Annotated in this window: 18 protein-coding genes; 14 read left to right on the top strand and 4 right to left on the bottom strand. The window is 63.8% G+C overall.

Annotated features, from left to right (window positions below):
* Positions 1-65 precede the first annotated feature (65 nt).
* Positions 66-581 carry a tyrosine-type recombinase/integrase gene (locus tag KF688_18055; protein MBX3427589.1) on the bottom strand — a complete coding sequence of 172 codons (516 nt, stop codon included), beginning with the start codon at positions 579-581 and terminating at the stop codon, positions 66-68.
* Between the two features lie 879 nt (positions 582-1460).
* Here KF688_18055 and KF688_18050 point away from each other — a divergent pair.
* The 7 genes from KF688_18050 (at position 1461) to KF688_18020 (ending at position 7140) form a co-directional block, all read left to right on the top strand.
* Positions 1461-2276 carry a hypothetical protein gene (locus KF688_18050; GenBank protein ID MBX3427588.1) on the top strand — a complete coding sequence of 272 codons (816 nt, stop codon included), beginning with the start codon at positions 1461-1463 and terminating at the stop codon, positions 2274-2276.
* Positions 2277-2821: 545 nt separating this feature from the next.
* A complete protein-coding gene (locus KF688_18045; GenBank protein ID MBX3427587.1) occupies positions 2822-4246 on the top strand; it encodes a hypothetical protein in 1425 nt (474 codons plus the stop codon).
* Entirely contained in the window at positions 4243-4569 is a 327-nt protein-coding gene (locus KF688_18040) for a hypothetical protein (GenBank protein MBX3427586.1), read from the top strand. The genes KF688_18045 and KF688_18040 overlap by 4 nt, the downstream gene beginning before the upstream one ends.
* Before the next feature lie 510 nt (positions 4570-5079).
* On the top strand, positions 5080-5907 hold the full coding sequence (locus KF688_18035) for a hypothetical protein (GenBank protein ID MBX3427585.1): 828 nt from the start codon (positions 5080-5082) through the stop codon (positions 5905-5907).
* Positions 5908-6163: 256 nt separating this feature from the next.
* Positions 6164-6424 carry a hypothetical protein gene (locus KF688_18030; GenBank protein MBX3427584.1) on the top strand — a complete coding sequence of 87 codons (261 nt, stop codon included), beginning with the start codon at positions 6164-6166 and terminating at the stop codon, positions 6422-6424.
* Between the two features lie 4 nt (positions 6425-6428).
* Complete coding sequence (locus KF688_18025; GenBank protein MBX3427583.1) at positions 6429-6740, top strand: hypothetical protein; 312 nt, start codon at positions 6429-6431, stop codon at positions 6738-6740.
* Between the two features lie 46 nt (positions 6741-6786).
* Positions 6787-7140 carry a hypothetical protein gene (locus KF688_18020; protein MBX3427582.1) on the top strand — a complete coding sequence of 118 codons (354 nt, stop codon included), beginning with the start codon at positions 6787-6789 and terminating at the stop codon, positions 7138-7140.
* A 12-nt stretch (positions 7141-7152) separates the two neighbouring features.
* On the opposite strand, the gene KF688_18015 is transcribed toward KF688_18020, so the two are convergent.
* Positions 7153-8013 (bottom strand): DUF4238 domain-containing protein, encoded by an 861-nt coding sequence (locus KF688_18015; protein ID MBX3427581.1) that lies wholly within the window; start codon positions 8011-8013, stop codon positions 7153-7155.
* A 443-nt stretch (positions 8014-8456) separates the two neighbouring features.
* On the opposite strand from KF688_18015, the gene KF688_18010 reads away from it, so the two are divergent.
* From KF688_18010 to KF688_17990, 5 genes are all read left to right on the top strand, one after another.
* Entirely contained in the window at positions 8457-9812 is a 1356-nt protein-coding gene (locus tag KF688_18010) for an acetylxylan esterase (GenBank protein MBX3427580.1), read from the top strand.
* A gap of 383 nt (positions 9813-10195) precedes the next feature.
* Entirely contained in the window at positions 10196-11011 is an 816-nt protein-coding gene (locus KF688_18005) for an SDR family oxidoreductase (GenBank protein MBX3427579.1), read from the top strand.
* Positions 11012-11128: 117 nt separating this feature from the next.
* Positions 11129-11566, top strand: a complete 438-nt coding sequence (locus tag KF688_18000; GenBank protein MBX3427578.1) for a hypothetical protein — start codon at positions 11129-11131, stop codon at positions 11564-11566.
* Between the two features lie 243 nt (positions 11567-11809).
* Positions 11810-13342 (top strand): acyl-CoA carboxylase subunit beta, encoded by a 1533-nt coding sequence (locus KF688_17995; GenBank protein MBX3427577.1) that lies wholly within the window; start codon positions 11810-11812, stop codon positions 13340-13342.
* Between the two features lie 145 nt (positions 13343-13487).
* Complete coding sequence (locus tag KF688_17990) at positions 13488-15494, top strand: acetyl/propionyl/methylcrotonyl-CoA carboxylase subunit alpha (protein MBX3427576.1); 2007 nt, start codon at positions 13488-13490, stop codon at positions 15492-15494.
* Between the two features lie 106 nt (positions 15495-15600).
* On the opposite strand, the gene KF688_17985 is transcribed toward KF688_17990, so the two are convergent.
* On the bottom strand, positions 15601-17700 hold the full coding sequence (locus tag KF688_17985) for an elongation factor G (protein MBX3427575.1): 2100 nt from the start codon (positions 17698-17700) through the stop codon (positions 15601-15603).
* A gap of 480 nt (positions 17701-18180) precedes the next feature.
* Between KF688_17985 and KF688_17980 the strand changes: the two genes are divergently transcribed.
* Entirely contained in the window at positions 18181-19050 is an 870-nt protein-coding gene (locus tag KF688_17980) for a CAAX prenyl protease-related protein (GenBank protein MBX3427574.1), read from the top strand.
* A gap of 91 nt (positions 19051-19141) precedes the next feature.
* Here the strand turns inward: KF688_17980 and KF688_17975 are convergent, their stop codons facing one another.
* Positions 19142-20818 (bottom strand): hypothetical protein, encoded by a 1677-nt coding sequence (locus KF688_17975; protein MBX3427573.1) that lies wholly within the window; start codon positions 20816-20818, stop codon positions 19142-19144.
* Between the two features lie 508 nt (positions 20819-21326).
* Between KF688_17975 and KF688_17970 the strand changes: the two genes are divergently transcribed.
* On the top strand, positions 21327-22324 hold a 998-nt coding region (locus tag KF688_17970; GenBank protein MBX3427572.1), incomplete at its 3' end, for a hypothetical protein.

The following is a 22324-nucleotide window of genomic DNA, read 5'->3' as shown; positions in this document are numbered from 1 at the left end:
CCGTGTAAATCGGATTGTCAACTCATCAATAGACCCCCCCCCTACCGCACCGCTCATTCTCTCGTTTAGAACGCTAGCGAAGCCACGGCGTCCAGGCTCACGCCGAGGCCGCGAAGATACGTGTCCGTCGTACTGAGTCTCGCATGGCCAAGCTGGCGGCTCACGGTCGCGAGATCGCCAATGCCATCGTAAACGCAGCAGGCGTGAGCGTGGCGGAAAGCGTGAGGATGCGCACCTGCCACGCCAGCCTTGCGTGCCAAGCGGCCCACCATGCGCCTTATATGCGACGTGGCTAACTTCTCTCCCGTCCTGGTCCTGAACACGAAGTCATCAGGACCAGCGCTGCAAGCGCGAAGGTGAAGCTCCCAGTGGCCGTAGGTTCGGGCGAGCCGGATCACTCGGCGTCTGCCGCCCTTGCCCTTGCGCACGGTGAGCGTGTCGCCCTGCACGTCTGAGACGCGCAGGTCACACAGTTCAGCACAGCGAAGGCCGCTGTGCAGCAGCAGGTCCAGGATCGCCCGATCCTGTGTTGCTGTGGTCCTGGTCGCCGAAATCAAGGCTTTCACGTCGTCGGGAGTCATTGTTGCGAGTTCCAGCAAAGTCGAGACAAAGTTGCCGTTTATTCAAGCATATCACGCCGCGATCCGGTGAGTTGCCGGAAAGCGTAACAATTTCGAGATACAAAGGTCTTATTATATGGGTCGAGATGGATGTACTCCCTCGCACCGACTATGGGAGTGGCGATGGCCGGACGGTCGGTGCGCGGTGCTCTACGGCGACGGTCACGAGCCGTGGGCGACGTACCAGGCAGCACCAGGCAGCAAGCTCGCTTCAGCGCTCGCCGATCAACGGCCAGAGCTTGACTGGTCCCTGGTTCCTGGGATTCCGTTCGAGCGATCAACCGCAGCGCAGACGGCTCGCCTGGTCCGTCGCCTACGTCGCGACCAGGGCTGCACAGTGTTGATGGGTCGCGCTTACCGAGGATCGAAGCCCATCGTGGCCGTCGAGATCGGCGGTCGGAAGTTCAGGTCGCTGCGCTCGGCCGCGCGGGAGCTTGGGATCGGGAGATTCCGGTTGTGGCGGTTGTATCACCTAGGCCGCCTCAGTGAGTTGTAGCCGTGGCTACAAATGGCATCGCCGCGTTAGATATGACAACCGCGCGAGCCAGCGGACTGCCCTAGCGTCGATCGTGAGCCCCCACGAGGCCCGCTGGCGATGTCTGTGACGGTGATGCGACCGGAACAGGGGTGTTTCCTCCTGGCTCAAACGTCGAGGTCGCAGAAGTGGGGCCGCGTCGAATCTGTGAAACGAGACGCAGCATTCGGGGATTGGTACGTGTCACGTCCATAGGGAGACACTACGCGCCCAAGAATCTGCGAAACGCGACGCAACAAATCGAAAAAGCGGTGTCACCTTACTGCGGACTTATCCACCACGAAGCACCTGAGATCCACCACATCATGGACTTGGACGAACTGCACAGGCGAGCCATCGCGACTCGCAACGATCGCGACATCGAAGACTTCCTTCGTGGCGCGAAGGACTTTGTTCGGTACACGGTCTTCAGTCTGCTGAAACGTCGGAATCTGCGCGCGCATCAGTGGCTCGCGGATGACGTGGCGAGCGACGTGGCGGCCTTGGTCGGTAAGACGGTCGCTCGGCTTCTTCACGGCGACATCGAGAACATCGGCGGCTTCCTGTACGTGATGGCGAAGCGCGTCGTCACCGAAAGCGTGGATGATCTCCTGCGTCCATGCGGACTCGGCCCGTGTGCCAGAACGCGAAGGCGCAACCGTAGTTTTGAGAGCCTCCACAAGCGCGTCTACTATCATTACGAGCACGGTGATGCCGAGGACGGGGTGTACAACCCGGTCATGCCGCCGCAGGACGCGGACTTCCCGTTCGAGTTGGACTCGGACTCGCACTATCGGACGACCAGCATCGGCGACAACTTCGTTGCCCGGCCGTATCAAAGGGGCCGCCGAAACGAAGAATACGACAACTTTAAGGCGTGGGTCGAGCAACAGGCGTGGAAGTACGTCGGCAACGATCCTCGGATGCGCTTGGCGTTCGCCCGTATCAAGCAGTCCGACGACAACGAGCCGGACATCGCTGCGATCGCGCGATCGGTCGGTATGGCGAGATCGACGTTGCGGTATCGACTGGATCGGCTGGCCGAGGTTGTCTACCGGACGGCCCCGCCGTGGGTTCACCGGGCCGGACTGATCTACTTGCGGGAGCACTGGACGGTGCCGGGCGTGAAAGCGGCGGCGTGACGCGACGAATGTTGTGATTCAGCCGTTCGTGTCCCTCAGAGCTTGTGACCAGGGTGGGTATGTCCCGCCTAAAGTCCACGGTTCTGATGTCAGTTAACGATCGGGCCTCAAAGTTAACGGTAGGGTGCTGTTTTGGAGCCGATCCGCACCCCTCAGAACTACGTATTTCCCGAGGAAAACTGCAAATGGGGTGCTAAAGGTGCTGTTTTAGACACCTACTTTGCTCTTCAAGCATTTTTCCTGAGAAAACACCATATAAGAGACCAAAGGGGTCCAAAAACAGCACCAACAGCACCTTTAGCACCCGCGACCACCTAACGCCCGACGTGACAATGGCTTACGAAGGGTGCTGTTTTGGAAGTCGGAGTTAATCGACCGAAAACCCTTAACTTCGCGTCACTGATCCTCAAGGGTGTGGCTGGTCCCCGCACTCGGCCGCCCGGTCGGCATCGGCCGGGCGGCCCCTGTTCATCCTGCATCCCTCATCCCTCATCCTCATTCACCAGGGGACCACCCTATGTCAACTCAGTCACCCGTGAGGAACCATGTTCACCTTCTCCGAGGTGTGCCGCGATCTCGGCGGCACCGAAACGAAAACCGGCTTCGAGTTCTCGAAGCCTGAAGCCATCGAACAACTGGCCGCGAAGTACGGCCACGGCATCAAAGTCCCGCCTGTTCTTCACGGCCGGGGCATCGTTGCCGAGTACATCGTCAGCGGACTTCACCTGAGCGCCCGCGCCCGCAAGTCGGACACGGACTGCAACTGGTCTTCTACGACGCGATCCGGCTGGTGGACGCTGCTGCTTTCAGCCGCGTTTGATCTCGACTACATCCGCCGCCTGCGGCGAATCACCCCGAACGGCACCGGTGAGCTTGGCTGCTGGTTGGCGCAAGAGAACGATGGCACCTGGTCCTACAAGTCGCCGAGCGCGATCAAGACCATCCTGCAATCCCGTGGACTCCGAAAGCCGGACGCCGAAGTGGCGATGGGGCATCTTGAGCTTCACCCCTGGACGCAGGTTTGCATTCCGTTCGGTCGCGAGTATCCCGGCGTCCGTGAGTGGAACTTCGGGGCGGCTCGCTTCTTGTGCGAGCCAGTCGAGGGCGACTACTCGACGTGGAACATGATCCACGACCATATCGGCCGTAGCGTCGGCGGGCGCGCGTACATGCAGCAGTGGATTGCCGCGATGCTGCAAGACCCGACGTGCCGACTCCCGTACTTGTTCCTGTACGGTCCCGAGAACAGCGGAAAATCGGTATTCTGGGAGTCGCTCGAACTGCTGATGACCGGCGTCTTCAAGGCCGACCGCGCTCTGACGAGTCAGTCTGACTTCAACGGTGAGCTTGAAGGAACCGTCCTGGCGATAGTGGAAGAGAAGAACATCAGCAACTACGGCGGCGTGCTGGCCAAGATCAAAGACGCGGTGACGAGCCCCGTGCTGTCGATCCGACGGATGCACACGGACACGTACCAAGTGCCAAACTACACGCACTGGGTTCAGACCGCGAACGATCACGGGGCCTGCATCGTTCCGATCGAAGATACGCGGTTCACGGTGCTGGAAGTGAAGCGGCCGGCGGAAGACATCGCCAAGCCCGCTCTTCTCGAACGGCTGAAGGCTGAAGCGCCCGCGTTCCTGCACGCGATGCTTCACCTGGAACTGCCGCCGATCACGGGCCGTCTTCGCATCCCCGTCGTGGATACAGCGGGCAAGCAGCGCATCCAGGCCGACAGCACGCCGGCCCTCGCTCACCAGATCATCGAGTTCATGGGCGGTCGGAAGACCTGGAAGGGCACGGCCGCTGAGTTCGCCACGAAGTTTGGCGTGGCGACGCCGAATATCGCGCAGGTCCGCGCGGCGGTCGATCGTGTCGAGCCTTACTTGCGACTGCACGGCGTCTCGGCAACGTATCCCGAGGAGCGCACTAAGCGCGGAAAAATGATCCAGCTTGAGAGGGCTGCATGAGACTCGTTAGCTACAACAAACAACGCGAAATGACGCTATGCGACGCCGGACATTGGCACCACGGCCGCGAGGCCGAGCGACGCGCTACTCCTGCGGAGCACGCTGAGTATGAGAGACTTCTACTGATCGACCAGCAAGGTCTGCCGTGGTACGACCAGGCGACGGACACTTGGTACTACCTCGGCGGCGATCGCAACCTTTTGCAGAGCGACATCGAGATCGACCTGGTTCACCTGTTCGGCCTCAGCGAGGCCGTCGTGCCGCTGTTCATCGAAGCGGGCCACGCGATCGCACGGGTCAAGGCGTACATCGACGCCAACTGATACTTGCGCCAGCGGCACAATGCCGGCCCGCTCTGGTAACAGAGCGGGCACCTTATCACCTTGCTCCGCCGAGTTCACGCGGCGTTGAGCAGCGAGCCGGGGTGTTCATCCTCCCGCACCCCGGCTCGCACGAATCAAGCATAGGACCGCTACTCGTTGTCGCGGTCCATACCTGCGCGATGCGGGCTGGCCCCCGATGATCGGGCCTTAATGGAGACACCATGATTCCCATACCGTTTTGGCGCATGCGCCCTGGTGACGCTCGCCGCGAGGCGAAGCGAGTCTTCTGTCGTCACTGCGATTTTCTCGACTGGTGCCGCAAGCGCGGCATCGTGGTCGATGCGGACGTTGACGCCAGCGGCGATTGCATCGTTTTATCGCAGAACGGTAGGTCAATCACTCTCTTCCGCGACTTCGGTCCTGGTTACATCCGGGGCGTTTTAAGAGAGCTTCGCGCCGGTACGTGCCCGGTCGCGACGGCTACTGATTAGGCACGAATGAAAGCAATCAATGAGAAAGTTTGAAATCACACAAGCTCACACAAACGGCAAGACCTATTTCAGTGTCTTCGGTCGGCGCTTCGGCACGCGCGACGAGGCCGTTAAGTTCGCCGATGCAACAGTCAAACGGCGGGAGCAGTTAGCAGGTCGCGAGCTTGACGAACTGACCATGCGCCGTGGCGTCGAACACCCGAACGATATGGACGCGCGAGCACGGGCCGCCGCGAGCAACTGGCGTCCGTTCGTCGTCGAGACGAAACGCGAGGTCAACCCCTTCGACGACGTGCCGGAATCCAGCGTCGGCGATCGCGATCTCGACATGGCGCGGAACGCTCGGAAGCGCATCTACAAGCAGGCGAAGAAGGACTGGGCCGATCGGGAGCCGGCTCCGGCCGATCCCAAGCGCGATGCTGCTATCGAATGGGCCGAGGCCCATCTTGAACGGGTGATGTTCGATCCAAGCCAGCCGCAGAGTGCCGTGCTGGCGGCCGAGCAAATGTTGCGGCAAGCCAAAGAAGGCGATCTTGGAAGGTTCCGCGAAATGAGCGAGGCCGCGACTGCCTCGCTCGACGCGCAGCAAGACGAGCGCGTTAAGGCCGCGCAATCCGAATACGATCGCGCCTTGCAACGACTCCAAGTCCTGAAGCCCGACGCCTCGTTCGAGGGCAGTCTATTCGTCAAGCCCGGCGACAAAGTTTCACGTTCGCGTGGACTCAACGGCGAGACGATCGAGGTTCTTCGCCCTGGTGACAAGGGCAACCGCGTTATGCACTCCTGGCCCGCCGATGAAGCTCCCGAAGAAGTCGCGGCCCTTGCTCCTGCGTGGGGGGACCAATGACCCAACATATCAGCGAGTTTCCCAACGAAAGCTCGCCACTCTATGCAGAGCTTTGTCGGCGGCAAGACATTCTCTGTCGCGGGCAGGTTGGGGACCGTCGCGCCCTGTTCGCCGCAGGTATCGGATTGCATCCCGTCCCCGACCTGCCGCCCGTTACCCGCCGTGCCGTCGCTGCTGACGGTGCAGCGCTCGTCCCGCCTTCGATCCACTGCACCCCTTCGCCACGGCAGCCTAATAAGCGCGCGTGGTATCTCCGATGGCTCCCTTTGTGACCGATCGTGTCTTATGCGGCACGGTCCCCGCCGTCATTAACTTGACTGCCTTCACCGAAATCGTCTTGCGACCGGCTCCCGATTCTGAAGCCGAGTTCTTCGTGGCCCCAAATCAAGTGTCGCCCGGCCTTCCCGTCGGCCGCGAGTTGCGGCTTGATACCAAGGGCATCGGGCCGCATGTCACGTTGTTCGCCACGGCGAGCGATGACGACGCCGCCAACTACCTTCATATCCTCGCGAGGTGACACAGTGGAACAAGTGAAACCCGCGACCGTGGTCTGCCTTGGGCATTCGACGGCAACGATTACGGACACTTCGCAGCAGCTACCGGACGTTGACAATGCGCACGCTGCTGGCGCTCGCATGGTCTTGTTGGCGAACATTGATTCGCTCGGCTCGGCCGTTTGGGTGTCGATGGACGGCGAGGACGCTGCCGTTGACCGTGGCGTGCGGCTCTATGAGTCGCATCGTTTGGAGTTGACGCTAGACGACATCCGCAAGATTCGCGTAGTCGCGCCGCCCAACACCGGATGCAAACTGAGCGCGAGTTACTTCAGATAAACCCTTTTCGCCGCTCGCCGCTTCGGCGGCAGCGGCCTTCTTAAAGATGAACGACGACAATAGAATTAAACCACAGATTGATCGACTCGAACGCCTGATCGAAGCTGCCGAGGCCAGCGGTAACGTCGGCTTGGTGAAGGCTTTGGTCGATAGCCACGTGCGGGCTTGCCGTGAGGCCACCCGCGAAGACGTGACCCGCGACCGTTTCATGTCGCGGGCAGCTATGCTCCGTTTCGGGCAGGCCCTTGTGCAACGTATTTGCGTCCTGCTGTCGGACCGTCTGCCGCAGGATCAATACCACGAGATCGCGGACCAGCTTGTCGCGATCGTGACTGACTCGGGGCAGTTGTCGAACACCCCGCAGGAGCGCCGCGCGATCGAACTCCGGCGGGAAGCCTGACCCCCGGTAAGGCTATCGAGAAATCCACACTATCTGACGGACCGTCGGCTTCTTCTTTTGGACCACGGTCCTGATCCAGTCGTGCGGGTGTGGCGAGAACGCAAACCGTTGCACGTAGCTAAGTACGCGACGGTTCACTTCTTTGACCAGTCGCAACTGCGGCGTCTCAAAGGTCGTTCCCCAAGATCGCTGATGCTCCCCGACCAGGGCGAAGTCCTTCGAGATCGGGAACGTGAACTCCGATTGCTTCGTGCAAAGTCCTGGGCCCTCAAAGAAGTGGGCGGGCGTGTCTGACGTGACGAAGTGCTGATCTGGTGTCGCGGGAAGAATATGCCACGCCATGTTGTGAATGCACTCGACCGTGCGTTCACTCCAGAATGGAGTGCGAATCTGATCGACTAATTGCTGCGGGAGGTTCTTGCTGAATTTCTCTCGCACGGCGTCGAGTTCCGCGAGGCGAGCTTTCGCTAGTTCGAGATCGGGTCCGCCCTCGCTGATCCAATCTTCGATCGTCTTGCGGGTTTCCTTGTCCACCTCATCAAGCTGTTCCTGGGCGATTCGTTCGATGATTGCCCGATAGCGTGGCCCTCGCGAGGCCATGTTGAGCAGGTAGAACGAAACTTCTGTTCGTTCCTTGTTGTCGAGTTCTTCCCGATTCAGGAGTTTCGCAAGCCCCTTGTTTCCTGGCTTCTCGACGACCTGGGCAAGGGATTCTTCGACATCGGGCGAGTAGAAGTCTGCCTGCTGAGCAACCTTCGAGATTGCTGCCTTCGTGAAGTTGTCCGTCTGCTTGTCGTACATCCAAATCATGCCGGGTTCCTCGGCGATCTGGAACCGCTTCAAGTGTGCTTGTGGAACGTAGTGCTTGCCCATTGTCGCGACCGCCCTGGCAGTAAGCTGTGGGCCAGTACCACGCCCTCGTAGCATCCAGGATATGAGTGACTGCCTGTACGTTCACTGAAACTTGGCAGTAAGGCAGTAAAAACTTGGATGACGACGGGAAACGACGGTGAACGACGGATACGCGGCGATCGCTTCGAGTCGAGAAAACCTGAGAAAACCAGCGTCATACGCTACCCGTGTGACACGCCCCTGAGCTACGGGAGCAAAAACGCCGGTCGGATCGCGGGGATGCGGTCCGGGGCGTGGCGAATTGACGCCGCACTGCGGGTATCATCCCAGAAGCGCCACAGGGCCGCAAGAATCGGCAGAGAGCTTGCGGCGGGGCTCTCGCCCTTGTTCCGAGGGGCGTGCGGAATTCAAATGGACCCCGTACTACTTCTGGCTCTCATCGCGCGTTCTTGAAGGTTCTTCGCATGCGTCGTTCCGTTGCGCCGGTTGGTCGGCTTCTGGGGACTTGGTTCGTCCTGGCTTGGTCCGCGGCGGCGGCGGGGAAGCCTACCCCTGGGCTTGTCGAGCGGTTGGTCGCCGTGCCGTACGATCCGACGGGGATGTACGGAGTTGGCGAGCCGGTCGGGTGGACGGTGACGGCGCCGCCGGGGATTCATCCCTCGCGGGCGAAGTTCGCCTACACGGTGCGGCGGAACAACGCCGTCGAGATTGCCGCGGGGGAGCTCGATCTGGCCGCGGGACCGGGCGTGATCGAAGCGACTCTCGACGAGCCGGCGATGGTCTACGTCGAGATTCGCGCGGCGGCCGCAAGCCCTGTCGGCAACGGCGACGCCGCAGGGACGAGCGCCGCGGCAGAGGAACAGGTCCTCGCATTGGGGGCGGCCGTGGCGCCGACGAAGTTGCAGCCGGTCGCGCCGCCGCCGGAGGATTTCGACGAGTTCTGGCAGGATCAAGTCGCGACATTGGCGCGCGTGCCGCCCAATCCGCGGCTGACTCCCAAGCCGACCGACGTGCCGGGGATCGACTACGCGACGCTGGTGATGGATCACGTCGACGGCGGTCGCGTTCACGGCCAGACGGCCAAACCGAGCCGCGAGGGGACGTTCCCGGGACTCGTCATTCTTCAGTGGGCCGGCCCGCCGTATCGGCTCTATCCGTCGTGGGTCGAGCCGTACGCCGCGAAGGGTTGGCTGGTGCTGAACATCGAGCCCCACGACGTGCTGCCCGATCAGCCCGCGGAGTACTACGCCGCGTTGCCTGAGGACCTGAAACGGTACGAGGCGATTGGCCGCGAGAGTCGCGAGGCGTGCTACTTTCGCAAGATGTATCTGGCGGACTATCGCGCGGTCGAGTACGTGGCGAGTCACCCGCAGTGGGACGGCCGGACGCTGGTCGTCATGGGGAACAGCATGGGGGGCCAGCAAACGCTGTGCGTCGCAGGGCTCCACCCGCGGGCGACGCACCTGATCGCCTACGTCCCGGCCGGCTGCGATCTCAACGGGTGTCTCCACGGCCGGCAGAACGGGTACCCGTTCTTTCCGTGCGACGAGGCGGCGGCGATGAACACGGCCCGGTACTTCGACGCGGTGAACTTTGCCTCGCGGATTCGGGCGAAGGCGCTCGTGGGGATGGGGTTCGTCGACGCGGTTTGTCCCCCCACGGGGATCTGGACGGCGTACAACGCGATCCCGGGCGAGAAGGAGGTCGTCGCGCTGGTGGACGCGGCCCACAATCATCAGGCGACCCCCGAGCAGCAACGGCCCTACGTCGAGCGCGCGGCGGCGTGGTTGGACGCCTTGATCGAGGGGCGGGAGCCGTAACAGGCTTCCAGGCATTGCCGCAAACCGCGCGAACGAACCCAGCGGGCAAGGCCCGAGACTCTTGAGTCGCCGTCGATCGCGACGTCTCGCCCGCGGCTGGCGTGGCTCGGTTCGCGTCCTGGGTGCAATCTGGGGCCGAGCCGCTCGGCAAAGTGTGCATTGACGCACAGGGCTCGCCAGGGAGAGGGGACGGTCGCCGCCGACCATTATGCTGCGAATGCAGCATTAGGAGGCGATTCTGTGTTTCTAGATGTTCTGTTCTGTTCCTGGCGCAAGAATTGCCTGCTGTGATGCTGCACGTGCACCTAGCGCGTCGCCGGACCCGAGCCTTCGGACCTCCGACCACGCGCCGGGGCGTGGTTCACGCACAGGAGGCCCAGGCCATGAACCTACACGGAAAAGTCGCCGTGGTGACCGGCGCAGCGAGCGGCATCGGCGAGGCGGCGGCTGCCGAGCTGGCCAATCGGGGCGTTCGCAACGTCATCTTGGTCGATCGCAGCGACCACGTCCACGAAGTCGCCGAGGCGATCAACCGCGCGGCGAACCGTCACACGGCGGTCGCCATGGTCGGCGACGCGACCGATCCCGGCTTTCGCGCCGCCACGTTCGACGAGGCGGCGGAACGATACGGATTGGTGCGAGTGCTGGTCCCCGCGGCCGGCATTACGCGCGACTCGCTCGCGGTGAAGCTCAACAAGGACACCGGTCGGGCCGAGATTTACCCGATCGAGCACTTTCGGCTGGTGACCGAGGTCAATCTGCTCGCGCCGATCTACTGGGCGATCGAGATGGTAGCCCGGATCGCCGAGGATCGGGCCGCCAAGGGACTTAAGCGGTGGGAGCCGGTCGAGGAGATCCAGGGAACGGTCATCTTCATCGGCTCGGTGTCGTCGCAGGGGAACAAAGGACAGATCTCCTACGCGGTCGCCAAGGCGGGGCTCGAAGGGGCCGCGGCGACCCTCAGCAAGGAGGCGATGTTCCACGGGGTGCGGTGCGGCCTGATTCATCCGGGCTTCACCGATACGCCGATGGCGCGGGCTCTGGGCGAGGAGTTTCTCGCCAAGAACGTGCTGCCGTTCACCCAGTTGCGACGACTGATCACGACCAGCGAGATCGCCGACGCGATCTGCTTCATGGTCAGCAACTCGGCGGTCAGCGGCGAGTTGTGGGCCGACGCGGGATGGCACCCCCCGGCTTGAAGAGCAGGGGACGCGTCCCCGCTCCCCGCGGAGCGGACCGCGCACCCTGCGGCGACGGATCGCGCACACGAATCGATCAATCATCACCCCCCGAACCTTGCCAAAGGAGACATTCTCATGGCCGCGACTGCAGAAAAAGGGATCCAAATCTTTGAGGGCGTGTTCGACGAAGTCCGCAAGGCGGCCGAGACGAACTTGAAGCTCTCGCAGGAGATGTTGCGACAATGGACCACGATGTGGCCGGGCATTCCGACGCCGCAATCGATGTGGATGGACAAGATGCGCGACTTCCAGAAGAACTGGACGAGCGCCGTCTCGGATCTGGCTCGCAAGCATCGCGACACGCTTGATCGGCAGTATCAAGCGGCGCTCGAGTCGCTTGAGCAGACGCTGAAATTCGCCGAGGCGAAGAACCCCGACGAGTTCCGCAAGCGTTCCGAGGAGCTGTGCCGCAAGGCGATCGACTGCGTGAAGGAAGTGACCGATGCGCAGGTGAAGGAGTTCCAGAACGCGCTGACTCGGCTCACCGAGCTGACGACCCAGGCCGGCAGCTAGGCGCACCCTTCGGGAGTCGCACACGGGCGTCGACCCTTGCCACGGTCGGCGCCCGCCCGTTAGGCTGGCGGCATCCCGTGAAGCGAGGGAATTGCCAAGTCCGCCGATTGCTCATGAGGAGCAGGCGCGGCGGCGCACGACCCGACCGGCGGGAGCGCGCGCCCTTGCGAATTGCGTTCCGCGATTCCTCGGCTCCCCTGGCGATCTTGGCGGTTCGCTCCGTCACCCCCGAGTTCATCCGCGATGCAGGAAATCGTACGCCAACTCGCCGAGAAGCGGGTCCGCGCCGAATTGGGCGGCGGACGCGCCCGCATCGACGCTCAGCACGCCAAGGGAAAGCTCACCGCGCGCGAGCGGATCGAACTGTTGCTCGACCCGGGTTCGTTCGAAGAATGGGACATGTTCGTCGAGCATCGCTGCAGCGACTTCGGCATGAAGGAGCAGACGATTCCCGGCGACGGCGTCGTGACCGGTCACGGCACGATCAACGGTCGGGCGATGTTCGTCTTCAGCCAGGACTTTACGGTCTTCGGCGGCTCGCTCTCCGAGGCTCACGCCGAGAAGATCTGCAAGGTCATGGACCACGCCCTGCGCGTGGGGGCGCCGGTCATCGGGATCAACGACTCCGGGGGGGCGCGGATTCAGGAGGGGGTCGCCTCGCTGGGAGGCTACGCCGAGGTCTTCCAGCGAAACGTCCTCGCCTCGGGAGTCGTGCCGCAGATTTCGCTGGTGATGGGCCCGTGCGCCGGCGGGGCCGTCTATTCGCCGGCCATCACGGACTTCATCTTCATGGTGAAGGACAGCTCCTACATGTACGTCACGGGCCCCGAGGTGGTCAAAACGGTGACGCACGAGGAGGTGACCCACGAGCAGTTGGGCGGGGCGCTGACTCACAGCATTCGCTCGGGGGTCGCCGATCGGGCGTTTGAGGACGACGTCGAAGCGTTGGGGATGGTGCGGCGGTTGATGAATTATTTGCCGGCGAGCAATCGGCAACAGCCCCCCTATCGCCCCTCGCCCGACGGGCCTGACCGGGTCGAGCCGTCGCTCGATTCGCTCGTGCCGACCGAGCCGACCAAGCCGTACGACATCAAGGAGTTGATCCTCAAGACGGTCGACGACACCGACTTTTTCGAAATCCAGCCCGAGTTCGCCAAGAACATCGTGGTCGGCTTCGCCCGCATGGCGGGGCACCCGGTGGGAATCGTGGCCAACCAGCCGCTGGTGCTCGCGGGGTGTCTGGACATCAAGTCGTCGACCAAGGCGGCTCGGTTCGTCCGGTTTTGCGACGCATTCAACATCCCGCTCCTCACGTTCGTCGACGTGCCGGGGTTCATGCCGGGCACGGCCCAGGAGTACGGCGGCATCATCAAACACGGGGCCAAGCTGCTGTACGCCTACGCCGAGGCGACCGTCCCCAAGGTCACCGTCATCACGCGCAAGGCCTACGGCGGGGCGTACGACGTCATGTCGTCGAAGCACCTGCGGGGGGACGTGAATTTGGCGTGGCCGACGGCCGAGATCGCGGTGATGGGGCCCAAGGGGGCCGTCGAGATCATCTTCCGCAAAGACCGCGACGACCCGGCGCGGCTGGCCGAATTGACGGAAGAGTACCGCACGAAGTTCGCCAACCCGTTCATTGCGGGTCACCGCGGATACATCGACGACGTGATCATGCCCCGGGAAACTCGCAAGCGGATTTGTCGCTCGCTGGCGATGCTGCGCAATAAACGACTGGAGAATCCGTGGCGCAAGCATGGTAACATTCCGTTGTGAGTCGGCGGTCGGTCGAGGACAAGTCAGCAGCGCCTGGAGCCAGCGACCTCTCCGCCCCCCCTTGTCGCCAAGGAACTAGAACCGACTCAGCAGCCTACTCATCCTGACGACCCGCAGCCTCCAACCCCCGACCGACTCCTCCCCAATGTTCTCCCGCATCCTCATAGCCAATCGCGGCGAGATTGCGTGCCGGGTGATCCGCACGGCGCAGCAGATGGGGATTGAAACGGTGGCGGTCTACTCGGACGCCGACGCCGACGCCCTGCACGTGCAGCAGGCCGGCCGGGCGGTGCGGATCGGACCGGCCCCGGCCGGCGAAAGCTACCTAGCCGCCGAACGCATTCTGCAGGCATGTCACGACGCAGGCGCCGAGGCGATTCACCCCGGATACGGATTTCTGTCCGAGAACGCGACGTTCGCCCAGCGGGTGCGCGACGCGGGGCTGACGTTCATCGGCCCCCCGCCCGAGGCGATCACGCAGATGGGGGACAAGATCGCCTCGAAGCGACTTGCGGCCAAAGCGGGGGTGAACACGGTTCCCGGGTTCGACGGGGTCGTCGAGCACGCCGACCATGCGGTCGAAATCGCCCGCAAGATCGGCTACCCGGTCATGCTCAAAGCGACCGCCGGCGGCGGCGGCAAAGGAATGCGGATCGCTCGCGACGACGTCGAGTGTCGCGAAGGGTTCGTCCGCGCCGCCAGCGAGGCCAGAAACAGCTTCGGCGACGAGCGGATCTTCATTGAGAAGTTCATCGAGCGTCCCCGGCACATCGAGATCCAGGTCATCGCCGACGCCCATGGCAACGCCCTGTGGCTCGGCGAGCGCGAGTGCTCGCTGCAACGACGGCACCAGAAGGTGATCGAGGAGGCGCCTTCGCCGTTTTTGGACGAGGCGACCCGCCGCGCCATGGGCGAGCAGGCGGTCGCGCTGGCTCGCGCCGTCGGGTACCAGTCGGCCGGCACGGTCGAGTTCATCGTCGACCAGAAGCGGAACTTTTACTTCCTGGAGATGAACACCCGCTTGCAGGTCGAGCATCCGGTCACCGAACTCGTGACGGGGCTCGATCTGGTGGAACTGATGATTCGCATCGCCGCCGGCGAGCCGTTGCCGCTGTCGCAGGACGAGGTCAAGCCGCGCGGCTGGGCGATCGAGGCCCGCGTCTACGCCGAGGATCCGCTGCGAGGGTTCCTTCCCTCGATTGGCCGGCTGGTGCGCTACCTGCCCCCGGCCGAAGGCCCCCATGTGCGGGTCGACTCGGGCGCGTACGAGGGGGGCGACGTGTCGATGCACTACGACCCCATGATCGCCAAGGTGATCGCCAGCGGCGGGACGCGGATCGAAGCGACGGCTCACCTCCGCCGGGCGCTCAACGAGTTCTACATCCGCGGGGTGGCCAACAACCTGAGCTTCCTCTCGGCGCTGGTCGATCAGCCCCGCTTCGAGGCGGGCGACCTGTCGACCGACTTTATCGGCGAGTTGTACCCCGAGGGCTTCCGCGCCGAGGACGTGGTGCACGACGATCCCGCCCTGCTGGCGGCGGTCGCGGCGACGATCCATCGGCGATACATGGACCGGTCGGCGCGGATCACTGATCAGATCCCCGGGTACGAACGCCGGGTGAGCGACGAGTGGGTTGTCGTCATGGGCGGCAAACACTATTCAGCGACGGCTCGCTCGGGCGCCTCGCAGGGAGTGTGCGAAGTGACCGTCGACTCCGGTCAAGGGCAAGTCTCGTACGACGTGCAAAGTTTGTGGCAGTTCGGCCAGCCGTTGTTCCGCGGTACGATCAACAGCCGCGAGACGTGCGTCCAGATCGAACGTCGCAACATGATCTACCGCCTGCAGCACTGGGGGGCCGTGGTCGACGTGCGGGTGCTGTCGAAACGGGCCGCTGAAATGCTCGCCACGATGCCGCAAAAGGAAGCGGCCGACACCTCGCAGCAGGTTCTCGCCCCCATGCCGGGGCTGCTGATCGAGTACCGCGTGAAACTGGGAGACGAGGTCGCCGTCGGCAGCGACTTGGCGGTAATCGAGGCGATGAAGATGCAGAACGTGGTCCACGCGACGCGCCGCGGCGTCGTGGCCAAGCTGCTGGCCGAAGTCGGCGACACGCTGGCGGTCGACCAGCCGATTCTGGAGTACGCGACGTGATTGAGCCCCCGGCTATTGACCGGGGGCTCAATGCAAATTCCGCCGAACGGCGTGGAGACGAATTGCGACGGTTTATTCCGTCGCCCGTTCCGGCGAATGGCCTGCACTACGCCGGCTGCAGTTCGCGTTTGCGCTCCTCGACGATCTCGGCTTGGATGTTGCCCGGCACGGGGGCGTATTTGCACAGTTCCATCGTGAACGTGCCTTGACCCTGCGTCTGGCTGCGGAGATCGGTCGAGTAGCCGAACGTTTCGGCCAGGGGCACCTCGGCGATGATCTTGCACGACTTGTTTTCGGTCTCGGTGCTGACGACCATGCCGCGCTTCGCGCTGATCTGCCCCACGACCGGGCCCTGGAAGTTCTCGGGGCACTCGATTTCCATGAGCATGATCGGCTCAAGCAGCACCGGCTTCATCCGGTTGAAGTGCTCGCGGAAGCACTCCTGGGCGGTCAGCATGAACGCCATGTCGCTCGAGTCGACGTCGTGGTACGAGCCGTCGTTCACCTCGACCTTGAGTCCCACGACCGGGTATCCGGCGACCGGCCCCTTGCCCATCATGTTGCGAAAACCCTTTTCGATCGCGGGGATGAAGTTCTTGGGAATCCTCCCCTGGACGATCTTGTCGACGAACAGGAACTCGTCGCCGGCGGCCTCCTCGCGATCCTCGTCGGTCATCGGGGCCATAGTCCCCTTGATGTGACCATACTGACCGGAGCCGCCGGTTTGCTTCTTGCGTTTGTGGTCAAAGTCGAACGGCATGGTGCCGCTTTCGCGGTAGCTGACCTTGGGGGCGCCCACTTCGACCTCGACGCCGTACTCGCGACGGATCCGTTCGACGTAGATTTCCAGATGCAGCTCGCCCATGCCGGCGATGATCGTTTCGTTGGTCTCTTCGTCGGTCATGACGTGGAAGGTCGGGTCCTCCTTGCGGAACCGCTGGAGGGCCTTGCTGAGCTTGTCGGCGTTGTCGCGCGACAGGGCCTGCACCGACATCTTGATGACCGGATCGGCGACGTAGATGTTCTCGAGCGAGACGTAGTTCGCCTCCGAGCAATACGTGTCGCCGCTCGCGCAGTCGATGCCCATGATCGCCACGATGTCGCCCGCCGAGGCCGAGTCGATTTCCTCGCGCTTGTCGGCATGCATCCGCACGATCCGACTGAACCGTTCCTTCTTGCCCGTCCGCTGGTTGAAATACGTTTCGCCCTTCTTGATCGTCCCCTGGTAGATGCGGGTGTAAGTGAGCTGACCGTACTCGTCGTCGACGATCTTGAACGCCATGCCGACGAACGGGACCTTGGGGTCGGATTTCAGCTCGATCTTCTTCCCCTCTTCCTTCGGGTCGTTGCCGAAATTCTTCACCTCGGTCGGCGAGGGGAGATAGCGCGTGATCGCGTCCAAGAGCGGCTGCACCGACTTGTTCTTGAACGCCGAGCCCAGGAACACCGGAGTGAACTCCTGTTCGATGACCGCGTGCCGGCAGATTTCGTGAATCAGTTTCTCGCTGATCTCTTCTTCGCCGAGCAGCTTTTCCATCAGCTCGTCGCTGTACATCGACAGCGCTTCAAGCATTTCGGTGCGGGCCTTGGCGGCCTCGGCCTGCAGGTCGGCGGGGATGTCGTCCAGGCGGATCGTCTCGCCCTTTTCGCCGTCGTTGTAGACGGCCTTCATCGTCACCAGGTCGACGACCCCCTTGAAATTGTCTTCCTTGCCGATGGGAATCTGCATCAGGACGCAGTCGGCGCCGAGCTTCTCTTTGATCTGCTTGACGACGTTGCGGGGATTGGCGCCGGTGCGGTCCATCTTGTTGATGAACGCCAAGCGGGGGACATGGTAGCGCTTCATCTGCCGGTCGACGGTCATCGACTGCGACTGCACGCCGCCGACGGCGCACAACACGAGGATCGCCCCGTCGAGCACGCGCAAACTGCGCTCGACCTCGACGGTGAAGTCGACGTGGCCCGGGGTGTCGATCAAGTTGACCTTGTACCCCTGCCACTCCAGGCTCGTGGCGGCGCTGGTGATCGTGATGCCGCGCTCTTTTTCGAGCTCCATGTGGTCCATGGTGGCGCCGTCGCCGCCGCCGCGGACGTCCTCGATCTTGTGAATGCGGCCCGAGTAGTACAGGATCCGCTCGCTGAGGGTCGTCTTGCCCGAGTCGATGTGGGCCGAGATGCCGATGTTGCGAACTTTTTGCAGGTCCATGAGGGGCCTCAAGCCAGAAAGCGAGGGAAGCGGTAGGGCGAAAGGGGAACGACGGGAACGGGGGACTCTCGACGAACGACGGGCGGCGTCCGCCGCGAACGAGGCGGACGCGCGAATCGCGACGGCGGCGACGCCGTCCTCCCGCGCACCGGCTCGTCAGGCTGAATCGCGGCTCAGCAGGCGACGCGGATGCGTGCGGGACGACCGTCGTTCGGGCGAAGGACGCCAGGGGGGCTGGCTCCCTCGAGGGCGGGACGATCCTACATTCTTATCTTTTGCAGCGGGGGAAGCTACCCCCAGGGGACGGTTTTTGCCGATTGCGGCGATCGGGCGGGGGCCCTGCGGCGGCCCTCCCCTCGTGGCGGACAGAATAGGCCGTCAGTCGCGATTCGTCCTAGAGCGATTTTGATTAGACTCGGGGAAAACCCGGGCGAAGCGGGCTCACCGCTCGCCCCTCGTCTCCAGCCCCCGCCGCCACGCATGACTGCCGAACCCGCTCTGCCGGCCGAACCCTCCGATCCCTCCGATCCCTCGACCCACGGCCGCCCCCCGCTGCCGGCCGGCTGGCTCAGCCGCTGGCCCTGGGTCACGTTCGTGCTGCCGTTGGCGTTGTTCATGCTCGCAGGGTCGCTCGAGCCGACTCCCCCCGCGCCGGACCCGGCCGGCACGGCGCAAGCGGCCGACGCCGACGCTGGTGCAGACGCGACCTTCGACACGGACGGCGGCTGGCTCAATCTGGCGTATCGCCGCTACCCGCTGGTCTACACGGCCAAGATTGCCTTGATCGTGCTAGCAATGATCGCCGTGGCGCCCGGGTATCGTGCGTTCCGCGGCCGGGTCAGCGGGCTCGCGTTCCTCGTCGGCGCGGTCGGGGCCGTGTTGTGGATCGCCCTTTCGAAGCTCCACCTGGAGCAGCACCTGAGCGCGCTGCCCGACACGGTGACGAGCCTGTTGGGCCTCGGTCCGCGCAGTGCGTACAACCCGCTCGAGGAGCTGAAGGACGACCCGGCTTGGGCGTACGGGTTTCTTGCGATCCGCTTCATGGGGCTGGCGCTGGTGGTCCCCGTGATCGAAGAGTTCTTCCTCCGCGGGTTTCTGATGCGGTTTGTGATGCACGAGAAGTGGTGGCAGGTCCCCTTCGGCGAGGCGAACCGGCTGGCCCTGATCGTCGGCACGGCGTTTCCCGTGCTCTACCATCCCGAGAAAGTCGCGGCCCTGGTGTGGTTCAGCCTGGTGAGTTGGCTGATGGTCCGCACGAAGAACATTTGGGACTGCGTCACGGCGCACGCCGTCACCAACGCCTTGTTGGGGGCGTACGTCGTCGCGACCGGCTCGTGGGAATTGATGTAGAAGGCGGACGGACGAAGGCGAAAGGATTCCTCTCGAGCCGGGGCGTCCCCGCCCCCGGCAACACGCCGTTCCGCCCCCGGCGCATGCCCAATCACCGTACCGGCGACGTGCGATACGGCTCCCGTGCTTCATACATCTGCAACCGGGCTTCGTACGCTTCTTTGAGTTCCGCAGGAGCGACGTCGATCGCCTGCTGTTCGGCGACGAGCGCCTCCTCGAACTGCCCCGCATTGGCCAGCGCGGCGGCCAAGGCGTCGAGCGCCGCATGCCGCTGGCCGTAGCCGCATTCCAAGGCTTGGCGGGCTCCGAACAGGGCGTTCTCGGCATCGCGGAAACGCGGATCGGGGCACGTCGCCAGCAGCCATGCCCCGTTGCGATAGGCGTGAGCGCAGGCGTCGTCTTGCTCGATCGCCCGGGCGTAGTCCGCCATCGCTTCGTCGTACCGGCCGAGGTCGGCCAACAAGTCGCCCCGACTGCAGAAGATCGACGCATCGCACGCCCCGGCGGCGATTGCAGCCGTGAAGTCCTGCTCGGCGTGCTCCAGCTCGCCGAGCAAGTGTCCGATCCGCCCGCGGCCGACCAAGGCGGCGACCAGTCCGCCGTCGCGCTCGATTGCGGCCGAGTAGTCGTCCCAGGCGGCGTTCAGGTCCCCGGCTTGCACGTACAGCGTGGCGCGATTGGCGTAGGCCTTGGAAAACTCGGGGTTGAGCTCGATCACCTGCGAGACGTCGTCGAACGCCTCGGCGAATTGTCCGTTCTGGGCATGAGTGACGCCCCGATTGTGGAGCGTACGCCAGTGCTCGGGATCGAATTCGAGCGACGCCCGGAAGTCGGCCATCGCCAAGTCGATTTGCCCTTCGTCGCTGCGGACCTCGCCGCGGCGGTTGAGCGCCCAAGCGGCCAGCTTCGCAGCGAACTTGCGTTGCTCAGGATCCGCGGCGCTGGCGGCGGGGCCGCTGCAGAGCTGGATGATCTGCGAGTATTCGGTCTCCTGGTCGGCGTGAAGCGAGAGCTGATGCGCTTCGACCAGCCGGGCGGCCGTGGGGTCGAGCGCCGCATGAGCCGGTTGCGAAACCGCACCAGATCTTGGGGCGCCCGTCGCGACGGCGGACTCTTCGTGAATCGCCGACTGCACGTCGCCGGGACGTTCGCGCGGCGCCCGGGCCGTCGGGCGCTGCGACGCGGGGCGAGGGGCGCCGGTCGGAGCGGCCGTGAGAGCGACGCGCCGCTCGGCCGGAGCCGGCGCATGATCGTTGTCGCCCCGCGAGCCCAATCGCTCGGCCAGCGTGCGACCGCCGGATTGGCTGCGAACCTGCAGCGTGGTCGAGCGGCGAAGCGGCTGTTGCTCGCCGCTGAACGCGCCGAGCGAGCCGAAGGCGCCCGCGGGCGTGACCGCGCCGTCGCTGACGAACGTGGGTCGCTCGGCCCGCAGCGGCTCGGCCGGCGCCGACGATCCGACGATCGCGATCTGCGACGCCGGCTGGCGCGTGACGGATTGAAGCGGTCGGCTCGCAGGAAACGGCGGTGCGCTCCGCGGCGTCGGGCTCGACGGCTCGACGAACACGACGTCCCCCACGACGACGAACGGATCGGATTGGCAGGATGCGTCGCGGTCGCCGTCGTCGGCGATCACCAGCGTCGAGGTTGCGGCCCCCTGATGGTCGGCGACGTACGCCGTCTCGTCGGCCCGCGCCGCGAGCGCGGCCAGCGTCATCGTCACGCCGACAGCCGAGACCCGTCCTGCGCGCCGCCAGTTCTTCACGTCCATGTGATCCCAATCCGCGACAAGAGCAGCAATTAGCCCACACAATGCGCCGCGACCGTCCACGGCGCGGCATCCTCGCTAGCTCTATCGGTCGACGGGAGAGTTTGCGTCGAGAGAATTCTCGGCAAAATCGGCAAACTCGACGCATCTTAATTCAACCCGGCGCCAGCGTTGCCAGCGAACTCTGCCTTGAGAGAACGCTCGCTGCGGCGTTCCAAACGCGGCAGACCAAACCCTCGTCGGTCAGCCAACCCCGCACGGGAGGGGAAATCCTCCCGCATTTGATCCTCGTGACGGAGAAATTCGGGGCGATCGGGTTCATTTCCGGCAAAATGCTCGACCCGCTTGGCGACTTACGGGTAGGGTGGGGTGAGAGATGGCGGCCCGCACTCCCCCCGACTTAGCGCCCCCATGCCCGAAACGATCCTCGTCAACAAGAACGACGCCGCCCTCACCGACGACGCGACGATCCAGGCCGCCCTCGACGGCATCGCAACTCGGGGGGGGGGGCGTGGTTAGGCTCACCAGCGGAACCTACTACATCGGTCAGTCGCTGAAGATCGGCGACAACACGCATCTGCTCATGGACCAGGACGTCGTGCTGGTCCGCAAATTCAGCAACGGCGCCCTCAACGGCGCGACGATCGTCAACAAGGGGGGAACCTCCGGCAACACGAATATCCGCGTCAGCGGCGGCCGGATCCTCGCCGCCACGGGGGGAACTTACACCGGCAAGCACATCGGGTTCGACAAGGTCAAGTTTCTGGAGATCGACGGGGTCCACCTCGACAAAACGCAAACCGGCTGGCGGCTCTTTTGCCGCGACTGCCAGGACGTACGGATCGCCAACCTCGTCTGCGGCGACGACCTCGATACCGAGGATCTGTTGACCGAGGATGGTATTCACTTCTCGGGAGGCGAACGAATCGTCGTCACGAACTGCACGATCCGCAGCGGCGACGACTGCGTGTCGCTGGCTCACGAGAACCAGTCCGATTCCAAGCCTTCGATGCCGCTCGTCGACTTCGCCCTTTCGAACTGCGCGCTGACCAGCGCCCGGGCGAACATCATCAAAATTCACGTCGAATCACAGGGAACGACGAGCTACGGAATCAGCCGGGTGCGAATCAGCAACGTCGTCGGCAAGTGCGGCCTCGCGCTAAGCGGCGACTCGTCGAGCAACGGGATTGTCATCCAAGATAAGACGACTGGCGCTCGCCTGCTCACCGATGTCGCGCTCGACGGGGTGACGCTCGATTGCGGTCAGAATTCCACTATTGCCGGCGCCGGCTATCCGCTCATCGTGACGCGCGTCGATCGCCTGCAGCTGACGGGGGTGCGGATTCTCCAGCCGGCACGCGATTCTCAGATCAACGACTCAAACGACATCGAGCTGCGTGATTGCTCCATCCTCAATCCGCGCCTAACGAGTATCAATTGCCTGACGATCGCCGGCACGAACGACTGTACGAACGTTCGCATCCTAGGAGGACTCTATCGCGGGGCCAA

This window comes from Pirellulales bacterium, assembly GCA_019636345.1.
In the GTDB taxonomy this organism is placed as follows: domain Bacteria; phylum Planctomycetota; class Planctomycetia; order Pirellulales; family Lacipirellulaceae.
Note: the sequence above shows the minus strand (reverse complement) of the source record. Positions and strands in the feature narration are given on the sequence as shown.

Bases quoted from the DNA above. Each gene is read 5' to 3' on its own strand.
- KF688_18055 (MBX3427589.1), bottom strand. From the start codon at position 581: ATGACTCCCGACGACGTGAAAGCCTTGATTTCGGCGACCAGGACCACA.
- KF688_18050 (MBX3427588.1), top strand. From the start codon at position 1,461: ATGGACTTGGACGAACTGCACAGGCGAGCCATCGCGACTCGCAACGAT.
- KF688_18045 (MBX3427587.1), top strand. From the start codon at position 2,822: ATGTTCACCTTCTCCGAGGTGTGCCGCGATCTCGGCGGCACCGAAACG.
- KF688_18040 (MBX3427586.1), top strand. From the start codon at position 4,243: ATGAGACTCGTTAGCTACAACAAACAACGCGAAATGACGCTATGCGAC.
- KF688_18035 (MBX3427585.1), top strand. From the start codon at position 5,080: ATGAGAAAGTTTGAAATCACACAAGCTCACACAAACGGCAAGACCTAT.
- KF688_18030 (MBX3427584.1), top strand. From the start codon at position 6,164: ATGGCTCCCTTTGTGACCGATCGTGTCTTATGCGGCACGGTCCCCGCC.
- KF688_18020 (MBX3427582.1), top strand. From the start codon at position 6,787: ATGAACGACGACAATAGAATTAAACCACAGATTGATCGACTCGAACGC.
- KF688_18015 (MBX3427581.1), bottom strand. From the start codon at position 8,013: ATGGGCAAGCACTACGTTCCACAAGCACACTTGAAGCGGTTCCAGATC.
- KF688_18010 (MBX3427580.1), top strand. From the start codon at position 8,457: ATGCGTCGTTCCGTTGCGCCGGTTGGTCGGCTTCTGGGGACTTGGTTC.
- KF688_18005 (MBX3427579.1), top strand. From the start codon at position 10,196: ATGAACCTACACGGAAAAGTCGCCGTGGTGACCGGCGCAGCGAGCGGC.
- KF688_18000 (MBX3427578.1), top strand. From the start codon at position 11,129: ATGGCCGCGACTGCAGAAAAAGGGATCCAAATCTTTGAGGGCGTGTTC.
- KF688_17995 (MBX3427577.1), top strand. From the start codon at position 11,810: ATGCAGGAAATCGTACGCCAACTCGCCGAGAAGCGGGTCCGCGCCGAA.
- KF688_17990 (MBX3427576.1), top strand. From the start codon at position 13,488: ATGTTCTCCCGCATCCTCATAGCCAATCGCGGCGAGATTGCGTGCCGG.
- KF688_17985 (MBX3427575.1), bottom strand. From the start codon at position 17,700: ATGGACCTGCAAAAAGTTCGCAACATCGGCATCTCGGCCCACATCGAC.
- KF688_17980 (MBX3427574.1), top strand. From the start codon at position 18,181: ATGACTGCCGAACCCGCTCTGCCGGCCGAACCCTCCGATCCCTCCGAT.
- KF688_17975 (MBX3427573.1), bottom strand. From the start codon at position 20,818: ATGGACGTGAAGAACTGGCGGCGCGCAGGACGGGTCTCGGCTGTCGGC.